The 16,905-nt window shown below is 45.6% G+C and carries 14 protein-coding genes; all 14 read right to left on the bottom strand.

Annotation, left to right across the window (positions count from 1 at the left end):
- Nucleotides 1-48: 48 nt before the first annotated feature.
- The 14 genes from traC to traL all read right to left on the bottom strand — a co-directional run bounded on the left by traC (nucleotide 49) and on the right by traL (nucleotide 16,753).
- Nucleotides 49-2,460, bottom strand: coding sequence for a type IV secretion system protein TraC (traC, locus tag K0504_RS13365; RefSeq protein ID WP_140077947.1), 2,412 nt, complete (start codon nucleotides 2,458-2,460; stop codon nucleotides 49-51).
- The gene (locus tag K0504_RS13360; protein WP_108947343.1) at nucleotides 2,460-3,152 is read right to left on the bottom strand and encodes a DsbC family protein; all 693 of its coding nucleotides are present in this window, start codon (nucleotides 3,150-3,152) and stop codon (nucleotides 2,460-2,462) included. Before K0504_RS13360 ends, traC begins: the two co-directional genes overlap by 1 nt.
- Nucleotides 3,153-3,296: 144 nt before the next feature.
- Nucleotides 3,297-4,742 (bottom strand): sigma-54-dependent transcriptional regulator, encoded by a 1,446-nt coding sequence (locus K0504_RS13355; RefSeq protein ID WP_000369162.1) that lies wholly within the window; start codon nucleotides 4,740-4,742, stop codon nucleotides 3,297-3,299.
- A 2-nt stretch (nucleotides 4,743-4,744) separates the two neighbouring features.
- On the bottom strand, nucleotides 4,745-6,277 hold the full coding sequence (locus tag K0504_RS13350) for a phospholipase D-like domain-containing protein (RefSeq protein ID WP_001048895.1): 1,533 nt from the start codon (nucleotides 6,275-6,277) through the stop codon (nucleotides 4,745-4,747).
- Between the two features lie 12 nt (nucleotides 6,278-6,289).
- The gene (locus K0504_RS13345) at nucleotides 6,290-7,399 is read right to left on the bottom strand and encodes a hypothetical protein (RefSeq protein ID WP_108947342.1); all 1,110 of its coding nucleotides are present in this window, start codon (nucleotides 7,397-7,399) and stop codon (nucleotides 6,290-6,292) included.
- Nucleotides 7,396-10,125, bottom strand: coding sequence for a DEAD/DEAH box helicase family protein (locus K0504_RS13340; protein ID WP_108947341.1), 2,730 nt, complete (start codon nucleotides 10,123-10,125; stop codon nucleotides 7,396-7,398). The genes K0504_RS13345 and K0504_RS13340 overlap by 4 nt, the downstream gene beginning before the upstream one ends.
- Nucleotides 10,126-10,703: 578 nt before the next feature.
- Nucleotides 10,704-11,642, bottom strand: coding sequence for a nucleotidyl transferase AbiEii/AbiGii toxin family protein (locus K0504_RS13335; RefSeq protein ID WP_108947340.1), 939 nt, complete (start codon nucleotides 11,640-11,642; stop codon nucleotides 10,704-10,706).
- Between the two features lie 7 nt (nucleotides 11,643-11,649).
- The gene (locus tag K0504_RS13330) at nucleotides 11,650-12,426 is read right to left on the bottom strand and encodes a type IV toxin-antitoxin system AbiEi family antitoxin (RefSeq protein WP_220104678.1); all 777 of its coding nucleotides are present in this window, start codon (nucleotides 12,424-12,426) and stop codon (nucleotides 11,650-11,652) included.
- Nucleotides 12,427-12,646: 220 nt separating this feature from the next.
- Nucleotides 12,647-13,033, bottom strand: a complete 387-nt coding sequence (traA, locus tag K0504_RS13325) for a TraA family conjugative transfer protein (protein ID WP_048608546.1) — start codon at nucleotides 13,031-13,033, stop codon at nucleotides 12,647-12,649.
- Nucleotides 13,030-13,602, bottom strand: a complete 573-nt coding sequence (gene traV / locus K0504_RS13320) for a type IV conjugative transfer system lipoprotein TraV (protein WP_139175592.1) — start codon at nucleotides 13,600-13,602, stop codon at nucleotides 13,030-13,032. Before traV ends, traA begins: the two co-directional genes overlap by 4 nt.
- A gap of 74 nt (nucleotides 13,603-13,676) precedes the next feature.
- Nucleotides 13,677-14,966, bottom strand: a complete 1,290-nt coding sequence (locus K0504_RS13315) for a TraB/VirB10 family protein (RefSeq protein ID WP_220104677.1) — start codon at nucleotides 14,964-14,966, stop codon at nucleotides 13,677-13,679.
- A 2-nt stretch (nucleotides 14,967-14,968) separates the two neighbouring features.
- A complete protein-coding gene (locus K0504_RS13310; RefSeq protein ID WP_220104697.1) occupies nucleotides 14,969-15,865 on the bottom strand; it encodes a TraK domain-containing protein in 897 nt (298 codons plus the stop codon).
- On the bottom strand, nucleotides 15,849-16,475 hold the full coding sequence (locus K0504_RS13305) for a TraE/TraK family type IV conjugative transfer system protein (protein ID WP_000667170.1): 627 nt from the start codon (nucleotides 16,473-16,475) through the stop codon (nucleotides 15,849-15,851). Before K0504_RS13305 ends, K0504_RS13310 begins: the two co-directional genes overlap by 17 nt.
- Nucleotides 16,472-16,753, bottom strand: a complete 282-nt coding sequence (gene traL / locus K0504_RS13300; protein WP_040132784.1) for a type IV conjugative transfer system protein TraL — start codon at nucleotides 16,751-16,753, stop codon at nucleotides 16,472-16,474. Before traL ends, K0504_RS13305 begins: the two co-directional genes overlap by 4 nt.
- Nucleotides 16,754-16,905: the final 152 nt, after the last annotated feature.

Here is a 16,905-nt window from a genome sequence, read left to right as displayed (position 1 = left end):
TTCTAATGAACTTCGGGCATAACGCCTTGAAACAAGAATCCCCTTCCTTTAGGGAGGGGAGCAGTCAAAGCCTCGCTCCTTCAACAACTGAGAGATGGCATCAGCAACAGAAAGGCCTTTGCGCGTTAACTGTTTAATCGCGTTTACATCTTCTGCACGGGACGAGTACAACAGCTTGTGAAACGGATCGACAATGAGGCGGCCAATCCCGGTGCCCATTTCGGTAATAAAGAAAATTTCGGAATAGACACCCGTGACGGTATGAACCGTTTTTAGGTACTCATAACCGCCTTCACCTAGTGGCAAGCGGCCTTCTTTTTTGAGCGCGTTGATGGTTTCAGCTTTTTGGCCAAGCAGGTACATATTGGCCGAGTTTTCAGCGATGGCTTTACCTGTTGGGCTGTCATACAAATCGTTGACCGACTGCGTTACCGTTACAGCACTGCCGCCATATTTTCGAAATCGACGGTAACCCGTCTCGATGAACTTACCGACATCACCTTGAGTCAGCAGATCCCAGGCTTCGTCAATGAACACAATCTTGCGACGATCCCGCTCACCTAAGTACATCTCTTGTTGGATTTGGTAGATAAGCTGAAGCAACACCACTTGTTGCAGGTGCTTGCGCCCCTTGAGCTCTTCTAACTCCAGAACGGTGAAACGGTTTTTGAAGCGAATATTGTTGTGACCATTAAAGAAGCGGCCATATTCGCCCTGTGTCGTAAACGGATAGAGCTGCTCACCCACGTCTTGCACACGTCGGTCTTCGTGATTTTTCAAGGCCTCTGCCACATCATCAACCAACATGGCACGACCTTTTTTCTCCCACAGTTCACGGGTCTGACGCTTTAGGTTGGCCATCTGAAAATCGGTTAATGACTGCGTAGGTGCGGCCATTGCGGCCAATAACCCAACCAGTACATCCGCTTCTTCGTCATAGTCCTCAACGATTTCAAACGGGTTTAAGCAAATGCCACTGTCCCGCCCGAACTGTAAGAACTCACCATCATAGACTTCACACAGCTTTTCATAAGAGCGGCCAACATCAATTACCCAGCATTGCCCGCCTTCAGATAAGTAGGAGGAGATGATTTCGTTCACCAGGAATGACTTGCCCGATCCCGATTGCGCCGCGATGCAACAGTTGTAATTACTGCCCGAGTCATAAAGGGACACACTCATGATCTGGCCATTGCGGGAAACAAAGTTAATCACTGGCGTGCCCGTGCCTTTCCAATCTGCAAACAAAGGCAACAGTGGGATCACATGTCGTGTCGCCATGGTCTTGAATCGAAACAAGTCGTTCATCGCCTGGCGGTCAGCACCAAATGGCAAGGCATTCAGGAAAATGGGCAAACAGAAGTACTTGTCTTCCATCAGCTCAAATCCGAGCTCTTTGAAATAGGTTCGAGCATTTGAAACAGAGCTGATGGACGCCTCTTCCGTCGGGGAAAACAGCGTTAAGGTCATATTTGCCCGAATAGGACGATCACCTTCTTGCAAAGCTTCAAAAAGAACATCAAACCCCTTTTTCTTGGCTGCAAGCACCGGCACAAACTTGAGCATCGGGCCATAGGCCTGATTGACCGCCCACTGACGCTTCGTCTCTAAACGAGATCGCATCGCCTCAGCTGAGGGAAAGTGAATGGTGACATTTAGCAAAAAGCTGCCGCGTAAACCGCGACTGCCCGTCATCATATCGCCCGCAAAACTTGCGGCATGACCAAACCAGATCCGCTCAGGCAAGCGTTTAAACGATAAGGTTTTAACTCGGTAATCGCCCAGCATCAGACCTTGGCTATCCACCTTGATAGCTCGGTCATAATCCAACACTTGCTCCCGAAGTGGTTTATCTGCCTCACTGCGGATTGGTGATGGATTACGCCAGGAAGCATCTTTTCCCCAGTTAAGCTGAGCACTTATTGCCGCGAGCCAGTTTCGGTCAGTCATCTCAGTGACGCGAAAACCAACCGTTGCCAGCGCTTGCGAGAAAGAAGCCCGAAGCGCGGATGCTCGACTCAACTCACGCTCCGTCGGAATAGGACTTTCCAAAGGCAATTTGCAGGTGACGATCAGTTGAAAGTTGCGTACCTGAGTCTGGGTCGATTCTTCTATCGGTTGAACCGTGCCGCCATCGAGGAAATCCGCACGTTTGCGTATCGACGCCCTGAGCAATGGATCGGATTGACGATGCCGTAAGCCCATCATGCGCTGAAGGTCGGTTTGAATATCAGGCGAGGCGTACAGGCCAAATTGCAGCAAAGTGTCTTTTGGCCAGTCGTTGTTAAGTAGAACATTAACCCTGTCTGCAACAGACTCATCACCACCAGGCAATGGGTCACATAGAAAACCAAAGCCAACACTCTGGTCTTCCATGAAAAACAGTTGCTCATCGTCTGAATAGGCTAATACTGGCAAGAGCTCAGAAGCGCGTTGCCCTGAATACAGAGAGGCTTTCATTAACGCCCCTCCAACCAAGTAGAAAGGTCATAAGGACGGCCTCGGCTGATGCGACCATCATTGGCGACAATGAAAGGCACACCTTGAATGCCCAGGATTTGAGCCGTCACCAAGGTACGCTGCATTGGTTCTAAGTTGCAGGCATCATCCTGTTCTAGGTTACCAATCCGGCCATTGAGCAATGCATCGGTTGCCGCTTTCTTGTCACGCGCACAGCCAAGCTGGCGAACCTGACGCTCTGAATCAGGACCAAGCACTGGCACAGGGAGTATTTGGAAGGTGTATTCTTTGGTTAACGGTAGGGCTTGTTTCAAAAGCTCATGGCAATGCGGGCACCGGGGGTCAACAAAGACCACCACTTTCTTTTTGCCTTCGCCTAAAGTCAGTGGGTTCAAATCATCCATTTTTAAGCCAAGACGACTTAAGTCCAGCGTGTTCCCCGCTTCACGAATTTCTTCGAGGCTAGTAAGCGGCTTTTTGGACCAGGCATCATAGAGCGTGCCATCAATGACGAACCGGCCACTGTCTGACATGAAAACAATACGGCCATTGCTTTCGACCGCTTTCATACCCGTGACAGGTAAAGAAACCATGCCGTCAATTTTGCCAACGGGCGACACTTCAGACACAGGTTCAGCTTGAACCAAAGGAGACAGCGCAAGCGCCAGAATGATTGGAGATAGTTTTCGCATGAGGAGTCCTCGTTAATGTAAATCGAGGCTCCAGTCTATGCAGTTGTCCTATGTGGACTCGGTTAGATAGATTGAAGAATTTGTCGTCTTGCTAAGCAGCACCAACACCAAATCTTAATGAAAACAATCACACACTAAAATAACTCAATTGTCTCTCATATACTTTTGCAAAGTTTTTTGATCCACCTTCAATGCTTCCGCGGCTTTAACCCATGTACCGAATTGCTTTTTGGCAGCTGTTGCAAATTCCTTATGAAACGCTTTCGTTAACTCATCCTTAGTTGTCTTGGATAAATCACCAAATGCAAACCTTGTGTCAGGACTATCTTCCTGGATAACAGGCTCGCCCAACGCAGCTAATGAGCTAGAGATTGCCGACTCTGTAGTTTGAGAGCTCAAAAACGCACAAGACATGTATGCCAGCTTTTTTAGGTCACGTAAGTTGCCTGGTAAATATGCCGAGTTAAAAAACTGGATTAATTCATTTGACACCGGAGCTTCCGCAGGCAGATTGGGGTTAACATTAACTTCCTGCCAGATTCTTTGCCAATCCGACAGAATATCTTCTCTGCATGCACGAAGTGGAGGTATTGTTATTGTGAGCATGGATACACGATCAAAGAAATCAGCATCGAGTATCGTTGCCAATTGCTCAAGTGATTTATTACTCGCACAAACTAGCTCGAAGTCAGATGCTTCCTCAGTGTCACTTCCAACAGGGCGAAAACTGTGATGGTTATCTTGAAGCACTCGAACCAGCTTTCGCTGAACCGAAGTTGGTAAATCTTGAATCTCATCCAAAAACAAAACTTTTCCATTTGCTTCTTTCAAAAGTCCATTGCGATCCTTTTCCGCCCCAGTGAAGGCACCTTTTACGTGGCCAAACAACATACTATCAACCACTTGAGAATCTAGTCCTCCACATGCAAGCGTAACAACCTGCTTTTGCTTTACCTTACCGACAACGGTTTCAATTAGCCTCGTTTTCCCTGTACCACGTTCACCCAGTACAAGTAACGGAGCTTTGGGAACACAAGAGAACTGCTTTAACGTTTGTAATGCATCCTGCCTTGCTTTTGATTTAGGGTCTAAATCGTAAAGGGCGTAACCGCCCTCTGAACTTGAAATAGCAGAGATCTCTGCCAAATACGTATTTACACTGAAATCAACTTTGGCAATGCTGGTTCTTTTGGTATCGGGGTTATATTGTGATGACCAGAGGATTGTTTCGCGTGGAAAATGCCCCCGAGCATGAAGAATCAACCAAACCGCATGCATCGCCGGAGTTCCCGGCGATACATTGATATGAAGATTCTGTTCAAGCTTTAGCTCTGGAATAATCTCAGACTCTATTGCGTGATAAATTTCGTTGTGATCAGCTGGGTTCTCGATAGCTACAGTTCGAAAGGTAATCTGTATATCGCCAAATTCATGCTCTTTGTACAGACTGTTATCCCCAGCTGACTGAGTAAGAACAATTACTTTGCCAACATAAACTTTACGATTCTTAAGCCGCTTTAACGCTTCGTCTAATACCTCAACCCCAGCTCTTTTTGAGTGCCAACAAAGCAGTGTGTTTTTGTTATCCAAAGTTACGCCTCCAATACAATTCGGGCGTTTGGCAATTCACTTTGCTTCAGCCTTTTTGCCATGGCAAGTTCGTATTCTTGACGAACTGTAATAGCTAACTGTTTTTTTGTCAGTCGAACAACCTTTGGCTCATAACTCTCTCTAGGCGATCCTGAATCCTGCTTCTTAGAAGTTTCATCCTTAGCCGTTAAAGGTTTGAAATACTCTGGACTGGCGTTAGTGATAACTGGCGGCTCTATACGCCATTTATACTCAATCTTGTGCGATGTTTTTTCCCGCCAGTTTGCATTGGGTATTTTTGGGTGCTTATCCATATCAGACAAACAATCTGCTTTTATAGGTGATAACTCAACAATGTCTACTTCGCTGACTGAGTACCTCTTGAATGTATTATTTTCCCAAGCTTCAAAACCACCAGAAATCATCCCTAGACTCATGTCGATGCTCAATTCATTGTGGCTATTAGTTAAAAACATATCTAAGCAGTTCATCAGCTCTTTTACCTGAGTACCGGTGAGTTTTACGCCTAACTCAAAGCCTTGATCCATACCATGCGCTTGAAAATTGGCCGACATCACCATGCCATGCATTCCATCTACTACAATCGCTTTGGCATGTAGCCATTTAAAACACATCACCGATGCACCAGCCTGTTTCATAGCCAACAACGCTGGCATGGCTGCGGGTCTTTGGCGAGATAGAATGGTGACTTTTAGCCCCGACTTCGCACGTTCACATATTGCTTTTACAAGCTGATGGTCCTCTTGCCATCCAAAACTCGATATGATGAGTTCATTTTCCGCTTGATTGATCAACGCTAATGCGTGTTCCCTAATTCGAGCGTCTTCACTCGATGTGACCAGTATTTCAGCTAATTCCCTTGGATATCTGACATTGCCCGGCGACTTATATGCTGAGAATTCACCACGGCTTGTCATATGGTGCTGCGCACTCTCGAAGATTGCCCAACGGAACACATTCACGATCTCAGCTATTTGATGGCGTGAAAGCGCGACCCCCAGCTCTTCATTTCGTAAAAGTGCTTCTTCTGTAAGGTTTGCCGTTAAAAGCAACCCTTTAGCATTACCAGTTTCATGTAATGCGTCTATAACAACGGCTTTTGCGTGGAAATGCGGCGCAGATGCAAAGTGAACATGTCCAGACAATTTGTTTAACATTTCCTTATGCTGCACAAGACACTTCTTACCAAAGTCATCGTCAGGCACATCGCCATCAAGACGAGTCTCACATGCCAATAGTATGTACACACGAACTTTGCGCTTTGCAGCTTTTAGGACAGCAGATTCGACATTCTCATCAGCAAGTAAAAACGTACTAAGAATAACCGAGTGCTCAGCATTATCGATTAATTCGACAACTCTTGATTGCAGCTCATTGCAGAACAAAGAGCTATTAATAGGTTGCGGATCAGATACCTGTTTAGGTAAAACAGGCAAAAGCACAGGGGGCAACTTGGTATTTGATTGATCAACAATCTTAGTTTCAGTCTTAGTAAACTTTTCAATTAGATTCATCACTATTATTCCTTATAGGTTCCAATCATGGGCTGCAATGACATGCCAGGTATGCTGATTTTGCTGGTCTTCTTCAGTCCAAAACTGATTTGCCAACTCAGCCCTATCAGGTAGTGTGAAATTCCAACTTTTAAAAGGTTCGAGTGCTTTTTCTCTCCAAACTTGGTACTTGCTATTAGTGGCATACATATTGATATTTTTCTCTAATCTCCATTCAGCCCACTTTTTAGCATCCAATTCAGTCAATGCTGATATAGAAATATTGTGTAACTTCATCGCATCAAACGAGCCCAACTTGTGAACAGATGGTCTTTTTACACTTACCTCGCGCTTCATATTGATTCGCTCAGATTCAGTAGTATTTTCAAAAACCACTGACAAGATTTCCGTTTGCTCATCCCATTGTTCAAGCAAGCCCTCACAATGCAGAAGTACTTTCAAAACTTGCTGACGACTGATTGGTTCAACCCGATGTGAAAATATAAGATCCTTTCCGCGCTTCACATCGACATTGCCATCAGTCACATTCCACTCGATGTAATACGGTTTTCCTTGAGGTGAGATGCGCTCACCTTTGAGTTCAATTTTATCAACGCGTACTTCCGAACCGCCACCTATTGGTTCAACCTTTAGTCCACGAACGTCTTTGACTAGTTGAGGAACCTCAACTAGTCGCTTTGCTCTTTCATTTAGCTCATTTCTGTTTTTTCCAAGTCCGATCGACGCTGCACTAGGCTCTGTGTGCGCTTCAATACTAAGAAGTGGATGAGGCAATAAAGGCTCATGACAAACGCAAAGGCTCCAACACCCATCTTCTGGCACTAGGATTTGATCTTTCTCAAGAGCAATCAGTCCTGATTCAGTGAGCCTGTATTGGTCTCGATTAGACTCAGCAAGCCCATATAATCGACATATGTTTAGTAACCTATCAGCAACGACACGACGTCCGATTTTGTCCCCAAATAAATGCTCGGAGCACTCAGCAGAACTCGCATTCGGATAATCTTGAAGGAATTGCAGCACGCAGTTAATTTCTGGACGGCTATCTGCCAGCGCGATTTCACCCTGTATGAGCCAACTTTCAGTCTTAATTTCTCGTTTTAGTATGATGTCCTGGCTCATAGTGCCTCCTGTGATTCAGTCTCGATTGTTGTAGACCAGTAAGAATTGCTGGCAAAAGTACCTAACACACCCGATGCCTTTTGCATTGCAGGGCGGTTTCCGTACACAATGAGCTGGTGCTTGGCCCTCGTTATTGCCACATTCAAGCGATTTGGGCTTTCAAGAAAACTCGTGGGATGATTATTTGCGAAACTAAGCATGACAAAATCAGCCTCATGCCCCTGAAAACGGTCTACGGTACATATTTGAATATCAATATACGGTGAGGATTTTTCACCTCGATAGAAATGCCTTACTCCGTGATGATTTCCCGTCCACTTTCGTAAAGCTCGACGTATAGCTCGCTCTTGCGCCCGATAGAATGCCAAAACAGCAACTTCCCAAGGCTTTTGTTGGTTTTTCTCAACATTTGGGTTTGATTTTGCCCAAGAATCAAAGCGACTTAATTCTTTTAATATTTCTTCTACTTCAGCGGTGATTTCACCTTCTTTGCCTTTTCGACCTTTAACATCGTGCCATATACAACGATGTGAGCCGCTTCGGTATCCCCAGTCCCGCTTTTCAGCTTGGCCATCAGGACTTTGCAGTGCTTTTTCATGGTATATATGTACTCGGGAAAACTCGGCAATGTCTGGATGCATTCTGTGCTGGTAACTAAGCCGTATTTGTCGTTGTTCCAAAACACTGGCTGGAAGTCCATCAGACAGAGCGGTGCCTTGTTTCTGATACTCTGTTCGTTCAAATCCAACTTGTAATGATTCAAGGATAGAAGGCAGTGCGATCCTACGTACCCTGTCTATTGCAGTGAACGTATCTTTTTCTGAGTCAAATGGTAGTAGCGCTTTGATATCTTCCTCTAACTTATTAACAGTTTTAGAACTTCCGTTAGATTCTGTATTTAGGCGCTGTTCGTACATACGAGCCAGTCGCCACGCTAACTGGGATTCCCAGCTATCGGACTCGGTCTTGATTTTTGTACGAGTTAATCTCGAATGCGCTGCAAGTCGCATTTCTAACTTTTCCGGTAACGCAGGCAGCCCCCTTATGGTCGTCAAATCCAGGGGTAGGTGATTAGCATTCTGAGCGATGAACGCTGACGAACCAAGGACTACTGACGCGTAAGGGAGATCTGTCTTCGGACCTTTAGATGATGCAACCAATACATTTTTGGACTTTGCTTGCTGATGATAAAATTCAATTGTCTTTTCATCGTCAGTGCAAACCAAGGATACTTCTCGTTTCTGAATATTGATTTGTCGAGCAGAGAAAATATCTGCGCATGCTTCTCGTTGATAACTATCCTGTAAACATGGCTGCAAATTTACTTCGGTAGCTTCATCATCAACATAAGGTGAAAGCTGTTTTGGGTCTCCCACCATGATCCAACGCTTGGCAAGTACCGCTGGCACCAAAAACTCTTGAAAAGTTGTTTTTGATGCTTCATCAATAATCATCACATCGAAGATTGGCGATGTTGATTGTTTATTTTTGATATCAGGATGCTGAAGCAACCCAATAGTTGTCCCGCAAACTAAATTCGCCGCTTCAAGAACAAGACGCTCAACAATATGTTTACCTTCACCGACCTTACTTTTAAGTAACTTCTGACTAACTGAAATGTGCGGTTGTTGCTGAAGATGTTTTAGCAATCTTGTGCGTTCAGTTTTAACAAACTCTTCCAATTGCCATGGCTTTGCCTTTTGAGAAACGCTTGATTTATCTCCAATCCGTACAGGTAACACCATGTCACGATAAATATTTTCTTCAGACATCATTCGTTCAAGAACATTGTCAACAGCAACGTGTGTTGATGCACAAAGTAAGATCCGCTTACCTCGCTTTATTAATTGAAGAATCAGTTCGCAAATGGCTGTAGTTTTGCCAGATCCTGGGGGGCCTTCAAGGAAGGCAAAGTCTGGTGTATTGAGTGCAATATTTACAAACTCACGCTGCTGAGATGTTCCCTCTCTTGCTCCATCGGTAAGAACGTAGTAGTCATCGTTAAATAAGTGCTCATCATAAGGAACATTCGGCCACTTAGCATGATCCTTACCTTCAAACAGCCTCAATAGCGGAAGATGGTGAATAGAAGGGGTGTCTTGTAAGCTTTGTAATGCATTAATTTGACACTTTAACTGGTATGTGTTTGGACGAATAACCAAATAGTCGTGGTCAGGTAAACGATCCAATAACAAGCTGTCATTCTCTACATTTCTGTCCAGGACTGAAATTGCGTTGGATTTATTGAATCCAACATTGCTTTGTGATTTCCCAGTCAAATGCCAACCATAACCGTCTGGACACTCATACGACGACAGCCCATTGCCTAATTCACTCGCAATTTCGTCCGCGTGCTCCTCAGTTGCATAAGCCATTTTAGGTTTACCGTGACTTCTACAATTTGGGCATTCTCTAGCGGCACTACCCACGGCTTTCCATCTAGCGGGGCTTGCTTCGTATACCGTGTCGGTACTTTCATCTAAAAAGAGCTTTAAGTTCTTTTCGAAATCACCGCAGTTATCGGCAGGCTCAACTAATTGTATCCATACTCCACTTTGAGCATCGTCCAGCTTTTCCCAAGCTATCGCTTTAACAGCCTTCGTACTTTCTAGGTATTTTCGAGTGGTGTCTAAATACTTATAAAAGTCACCAAGACCACTCACTGCTTTACTAAGCAGGATGTCTGGCCTGTGAATTCCTAAGTTTGCGTATCTTAATAACGCCATGTTTCGTCCTTTGATCGAATAAGTTGTTCATCCTAAATATCAAGCATCGTGCCAACAACCTTCGATTTAAAGGCCTTATTAATTGCGCACCATCGAACAAATAAAGGTTTTTATAGTAAGGTATTTTTCACACCCTTTGGGTAAATTTATAACCCATAAGTACCATTTTGTACATCACATAACTCTCATGAAGCCAAGACAATGAAAAGAACCCAAACAACTTTACTTTGGCTACTTATAACTGAAACGCCGTCATGATAAACGGGTACGGGGTAGGATGACGCCCAAGCCGTCAGATATCTGGCCGCTTGGGGTTTTTTATTGTTATCAGGTGTCCAGTAAAACGTCGCTGATTGCTGGAACGGTTGTGCCAATAACTTCTTGAGTACTGGCAATAGCAGGTAAGGTTGCAGACATAACACTTTTATCGCCTACTAGCGATGACAGAAGCGCCGTTACTAGCCAACCGGTTTAGCTGAGCCCGTTTTTTTACACCTATGTGGACTCGGTTAGATAGATTGAAGAAATCGCAAACTAACTAGGGGTCTTATAGCTCGTTGAGGTTTGTTATAAACGAATTACTCAGCGTTTGCGTTAACAAGCCAATCATCAAGTACTTGCTTCAATTTATCTAATTGCTCTTGATGTTTTGCTTGATTCTTTGCCAATTTGTTAATGTTCTGCAATTTCCAACGAATCGCTGGCAAGTCTGCTGCACTAGGATAATCAAACAATGCCCAGTCAGGCTGCCCTCTTTTGAATGACATGAGGAAGGCATGATCCCTTTCTGTGAAATGTTTTTGCAGTTCAATTAACATGATAGGCCTAACAGAGGCTAAGTCTTCGCATTCAACTTTTTCAAAAGTCATTCCATCAAATTCTGCCTGAAATTTCTCATTCAGAGGCTGCCAGTTTGGCGACATGACTTCATTAATAGGCCGGGGATGACTTAATGTATAGGTTAAAAAACCCACTAAAATCTCTCTCGAAATCCCTTCACTGCCAAGTAACATACGCACATCAAATAAGTCGCGAGGATGTTGGCGATCCATTGCAGCACACAATTTCCCACCATACAGATCGGGAAGACTGACTACCTGAATCTCAGCATAACCAAACTCGTCTTCAACAGACTCTTGAACTGGCATTACTTCTGCACTATGCAATGTACCTCTGGCGACGGGCGACACTTCAATTTTGATCGTCGCAACCGGACTTGATACAACTATTCTCAGTTCATCAGCTTTATTATCCTGAAATGCCGCTCTGATATCTGGTTGAGTATTGATTCTGTCTGTAATGCGCTGCAATGCAGCCCTGACATTAATCAAAGCCTCATCTCTTGGTTCAAGTGGAAGATAAGCAAGATCAATATCTACAGATAACCGAGGAAAATCTCTCACAAATAAATTAATCGCGGTGCCACCTTTAAGTGCAAAAACCGTCTCTGTTGCTACCACAGGAAGCATTCTTATGAGCAAGGAAACCTGTTTGTAATATGGGCTATATTTATCCATTATGTTGTTAACCTCTTTTGACGCTTAATATCTCTGGCACTGTGATTTGATATCGCTCATCAAAACGTCCTTTTTCGACAACCTGCCGCTTTCCTGCACCCAATTTAATTCTTGTTTCATCTATGCGATTGACCCACTGGTGATCGTAGTATCGACCCAGAAATAGAAATATTCGGTTTGCCTGAACAGAGCTGCTTCGCTCAAGAATATCTTGTACTTTTCTAGGGCTAAGATTGACTAAACCCTGAAATAATTCTGCGACATGCTCAAATGAAATCAGCTTTCCAATCGCATCTACCACTTCATAGGCAGCAAGTTCTGCACAGCTGACAGTGAGTTCTTTCTCTTTAACCGTGATCCTTTTCAAATCTTTCTCGGGATTCACTTCAAGCTTATGGTTTCCACAGTAAAACCAATTCTGATAAGGGAATTCACGAAACCATTTCGGTAAGGACGACTTGTTTTTAACGCAAACCCAAACTTGCTCTTTGTTCAGCTGTAAATAGTGACTCAGTCCTTGGTGAGTTAAGCTGCTCAATCCAGCCAAATGAACTGAAACGCCCAATTGCACATCCAATGCTTGAATGGCATCAACCCAAGTTGGCTTTATATCGCCCTGCGCATTTGGACGATAGTACACACCAGAACTAAGCTTCTTCAGCCAACCGTTCTGCGCGTACTTTTGAGCCAACGAGTAGCTCACGCCGTTTTCAGTCAGCCATTGCTGAAGTACTAGCGCACCAGGAGAAGTATGAGCAACAAGCCAGTTTATTTTAGATGACATTTTAACACCCCAAGTGTGAATATCACGAACAGTATAAACCATATAGTTTATTACGATAGGAATTTTAACACTTTAGGTATTAATATACCAAATAATGTAAACCAAGTTCGTTAATGTGGCGTCGCTGAAATGAAAAGGTCTACACAACATCACCAATAACCCGATGTTGTGTAGACCTAAGTTTGATTGCCTTAAGTGAACTGCCTAATATGGCTCACATTCAGGTGCCCAGTAAGACGGCGCTGATTGCTGGAACTGTTGTGCCAATGACTTCTTGAGTGCTGGCAACAACAGGTAAAGTTGCAGACATAACACTTTCAACGACTGTTGGCGTATTGTAGAGACCCATACCGCCACCAATGCCCAAGGCAAAAGCCATCAAGCTTTGGCGAGCGATACCGCCCACAATACCCACCAGAACCATGGCTCCCGCTACGATCCGTCCCAATGTACCTTGGGTCCAGTCTTTTAGGGTATCCCACACATCAGTGAAAGCATCACCACCGGTGCCCGCAAATGAGGGCTCCGAAATCATTAACGCCATCAAACCAAGCGCACTAATGGTCATTAGGCGCTGAGTTTGAATGGTGCGAACTGCATTTGTCATTCGTTAGTTTCTCCGTAGATACTCAAGTTATCGCGCTTACCATCAGCTCCCGCTGAGGTTGAATCGCTCTGAGTCTGAAGTGGACGTAGCACAGGCGAAACCATTCGAGGTGCTGACACCCCAATATCCCACCGGCGCGGTTCAATTTCGGTAAACACGTAGCTGGATAAATTCAGATCTCCACGGTCATCCTCCCAAGGCGCAATCCAAATTCGCATCACCCTTGAAGGAATGCGAATAGGTGCAGATTGCTGCGTCTCAGGTAATGCTGGATGGCTCAGCAGTCCTGTCTCTAAATCAGATTGTGAATACCCAGAGGGAGAACCAATTCGAGTCGCCACAGCATCAATCGTCTTGGGTGCAGCGCCATTACTGGTAAGCTCATAGACTTCACGAGCGGATAAACAGCGCACACCGTCAGGCATACCTGGGCATCCATATTCACTACTCCCAAGACCCAATGAACTACAGCCAGACAATAAGGTTGAGCCGACTGCCAATAAAAGTAATCCAGCTTTAGACCACTGTTTTGACTGGTGCTTTGGGTTGTTCTGCATTGATGTCGTCATGGTTAACTCTCCTCTGGATACACATCTTATTGTCTGAAACGGACTTCGATCGGTTAGCAACATGCAGGATTTTTTCATCTTCTTGCACCTCCCCCTTGCGAAGTGGCCAACGACAACGAGGCCCCACGAGTGACTATGACTTCTATTTTCCTTGCAGCGTCTACCTCTATGACTGGGAACATATTTTCTGCCATGTCCAAATAGAACTTGGCCACTCGATCCAATGCTTTACCAGTGCCTTTAATCGCAGCGCCTTGTAATGCTTCTTGGCTCATGACTTGCTGGTACAACTGAGTATCACCGGCATTACCCGTCTGAATCGTTGGTACAGGATTCACATCAAATGCGCCTGCCAAGCCCTGAAGGAATCCGGCCATCATCGATTTGGCCACCAGCTGGCCTTGTTTCGACACTAATCGGCCACGAATACCGGCTTTACCGTCTTCACCCACGGCATAAGAATCCAGTCGCGTTTCAATGACGCCACCATCTTCTCTCACACATGAAATGGTCTCGCCTCGCAAATAGGCACGCTCAGAGCTCAAATCACCGTAACCTGCGGCGATCAAGAAACACTCTTTGATATCCGCTCTGAATCGGTTGGGTAAAATGGCTTCCTTTTGAATCCTCAGCAATGCAGGAAAAGGTTCACGTCTTGCAGACTCGTGAGTAGGTGCATCCAAACCTGTGATCAAAGTACCTGAGATGATGCTGCCCGCCGGTAAATACAAAGGCGGCGCTTCTTGCACAACAACTTCTGGCTCGACAACCACTTCAGGCTCAATCATACGAATCGTGATTGGCGGCAATGGAACATCCCGTGCTCGTGAACCTTGACCATTGACTGGCTGCTGATAGAGCGGATCTGGCAGCGGCGCATTGGCAAAATAGTCGTCTGGGTTAGACGGCAGTGGCTTTTCTTCTTTAGGCAATTCCATGGCAGATAAAGGCACTTCAAACCGGCTATTTGTGCCTTCAACTGCTGCATCACCTCCTGCGCGAACATCATCAAGTTCCGCTCTAAGGCGAGCCAACTCCGCATTGACCTCACTTGGTATAGAAGGCGAACCTGGGCTTAGCCGTCCTGAATCGACGTCACGACGCAAGCGCTCAACTTCACGACGTAACTGTTCATTGCGCTCACTGAGTAGTTTTACGTTCGCAGCCAAACTATCGACCCCAACATCACGAGTATTGGTATCCGTAAGAATGTGCCGGATCGTTTCCTGTCGGTTCCGACTGCTTGAGCCATCGTCAGGATTAGGTGAAAACACCATCACCATAAGGATGAGACCACCAGCAATACCGGCAACCGATAGGCCCCGCTTCATGTTCGGGCTCATTTGTTCCCATTGTGCTTTCATCGTTATTCACCTCCCACAAGAAGCGAAGGTCGCTGACTTTCCACCGCTTCTTCACGATGATTGCGAACAACCACATACAACTCAGTCTTTTCACCCGGTAACAATATATTGCGAGGCCAGTAAGCACTTGCCACTATATCTGGTGCATGACAGGCTATTTCACTGGCTTCTATCGGTTCATCGGCAAAGCTTTCAACCAGTCCTACATAGACGGTGAAGTAATGTCCCGTCACAATTTGCCCCTGCTTAAAACCAAACTTTAAACCTGGCTGAAAACATTTCGGGCTTGTGTCAGTTTGGCCTGCTAAACGGATGTCATAGCCTTGTGGTAACTCATTTAGTGCAAGGCGTCTGAGTAAATCACGTAAGCTATCGACGTATGGCTGAGCCGTTTCCCAAGTGGCGGCTTTTCGGTTCACGACGCCCTTAATAGGCCACTGCTGACCATCAATAGCTAAGGTGATTTCACGCGGTGGAATACGACGAGGCACTAAGGTGACAGATAGTGCGGGCGCTTCCTGACCAGGCGGAGTGATGTAAAGTGAAACCGGTGATTCTTTGTCCGTGGCCACATATACAACATTCCCCTTGATTTGCGTCTGAGCATCACTGGTTGTTCTCACCTGAGGCGATTCAAACGGCGTCACAATCCGATTCAGATGCCCAAGTGCCACAGGGATCAGTTCATTAACCCCCGGTGTCATCAGTAACGTTGTTGGCGCATCCGTTGCAACCGTATTGCTTTGAACTGGTGGATTTGCTGTAACAGACTGCTTCATCACACTGGCTGGCACAATCGGCAATTCCATGTCTGCATACGACGCTTGAGATAACAGAACGCCACTCAGGCTAATTGCGATTAAGCTTGGTGTCATCCATCGACTAATTTTGGTTCGCATCATTCACCCTCCGGTTTTGCTCTTGGGTCAACTTTTCACGAACTCGCTTCGTTCTAGCTTGCCCCTCATACGTATCCATCCAGCTAAGTTTTGGACGGTATTGCTCAATATCGATATCAAACTCATAGGTGCGAGTTTGGCGCTGCTCATCTCCAGATGGTCCAGAGACCAAGGAATAACCGGTCACAAAGACATGGCCGGTTTCATACTCATACTCCACTTGTCTGGGTTGGAATTTGAGCGTGACTCGGTCTTCACGGATCTGTCTTGCCTGAATCTCCAGTGCATCGACCACTTGCTGGTACACCGCAGGTGAAAGTAGCGGCTCGATAGCAACCCGGATAAAAGACACATTGCCCGGCGTCACGTTGCCCATAAGCTCAGCTAGGTAGAGCCCCCAGGATTCCAAGTAAGGCTGAGTAGCCTGGTTTCGTGACACTTCAGCCGTTTCAGACAAGGTTGGCGGTTGAATGGCTACCACGGTATTGCGAGAAAATGCCGCAACCGCAAGCAGCAAGTTAGATAGCACCAGCACCGCAATCAGGAACCGTTGCCATCGGTTCTCCAATTGCGTGCCTTGCCATGATTTTAAAAACACGTCGAACTTCACGGCAGATAGCTCCTGATAAATGGGTTAGGGATCGTCTTGGCTTTGGTTGGCAACAGTCCGACCCAGTAGATGGCGTGAAGAATAAAACCATCTGGGCGACCATCACGAAAACGCCGATAGAGCTTGGTTGTTACCAACCCCAACAGGCATAAAACCAAGGCATTACCGGTAAAAATGCCGATCACTAGCCCCAACAGAATGGGAGCCATCTCATCGGCACTCCAAAGCAGGAAGTGCGGCGGGTCATCGATATAGGATGGAATATTTACAGGTTCCATAGTCACTCCTCGTTGTTTGAATTGAGAAGTGAAGAATGCCTTGGGATTGGCAGGTTCGGTGGTCAGCTAGATGCCGAATTCTTGAAGGTTTTGAGGGTTCTACTCAGACAATACTAACAATTGATCTTTTTGATGCGGTTGATATGATGGGG

Origin of the sequence: Neiella holothuriorum, from assembly GCF_019457915.1 — a bacterium.
GTDB classification, from domain to species: Bacteria; Pseudomonadota; Gammaproteobacteria; order Enterobacterales; family Neiellaceae; genus Neiella; species Neiella holothuriorum.
Note: the sequence above shows the minus strand (reverse complement) of the source record. Positions and strands in the feature narration are given on the sequence as shown.

What these genes read in the sequence shown, in the direction of transcription:
- K0504_RS13310 (WP_220104697.1), bottom strand. Translation starts at nt 15,865, where the DNA reads ATGCGAACCAAAATTAGTCGATGGATGACACCAAGCTTAATCGCAATT.
- K0504_RS13315 (WP_220104677.1), bottom strand. Translation starts at nt 14,966, where the DNA reads ATGAAAGCACAATGGGAACAAATGAGCCCGAACATGAAGCGGGGCCTA.
- K0504_RS13350 (WP_001048895.1), bottom strand. Translation starts at nt 6,277, where the DNA reads ATGAATCTAATTGAAAAGTTTACTAAGACTGAAACTAAGATTGTTGAT.
- K0504_RS13335 (WP_108947340.1), bottom strand. Translation starts at nt 11,642, where the DNA reads ATGGATAAATATAGCCCATATTACAAACAGGTTTCCTTGCTCATAAGA.
- traV (WP_139175592.1), bottom strand. Translation starts at nt 13,602, where the DNA reads ATGACGACATCAATGCAGAACAACCCAAAGCACCAGTCAAAACAGTGG.
- K0504_RS13340 (WP_108947341.1), bottom strand. Translation starts at nt 10,125, where the DNA reads ATGGCGTTATTAAGATACGCAAACTTAGGAATTCACAGGCCAGACATC.
- K0504_RS13345 (WP_108947342.1), bottom strand. Translation starts at nt 7,399, where the DNA reads ATGAGCCAGGACATCATACTAAAACGAGAAATTAAGACTGAAAGTTGG.
- K0504_RS13330 (WP_220104678.1), bottom strand. Translation starts at nt 12,426, where the DNA reads ATGTCATCTAAAATAAACTGGCTTGTTGCTCATACTTCTCCTGGTGCG.
- traC (WP_140077947.1), bottom strand. Translation starts at nt 2,460, where the DNA reads ATGAAAGCCTCTCTGTATTCAGGGCAACGCGCTTCTGAGCTCTTGCCA.
- traA (WP_048608546.1), bottom strand. Translation starts at nt 13,033, where the DNA reads ATGACAAATGCAGTTCGCACCATTCAAACTCAGCGCCTAATGACCATT.
- K0504_RS13360 (WP_108947343.1), bottom strand. Translation starts at nt 3,152, where the DNA reads ATGCGAAAACTATCTCCAATCATTCTGGCGCTTGCGCTGTCTCCTTTG.
- traL (WP_040132784.1), bottom strand. Translation starts at nt 16,753, where the DNA reads ATGGAACCTGTAAATATTCCATCCTATATCGATGACCCGCCGCACTTC.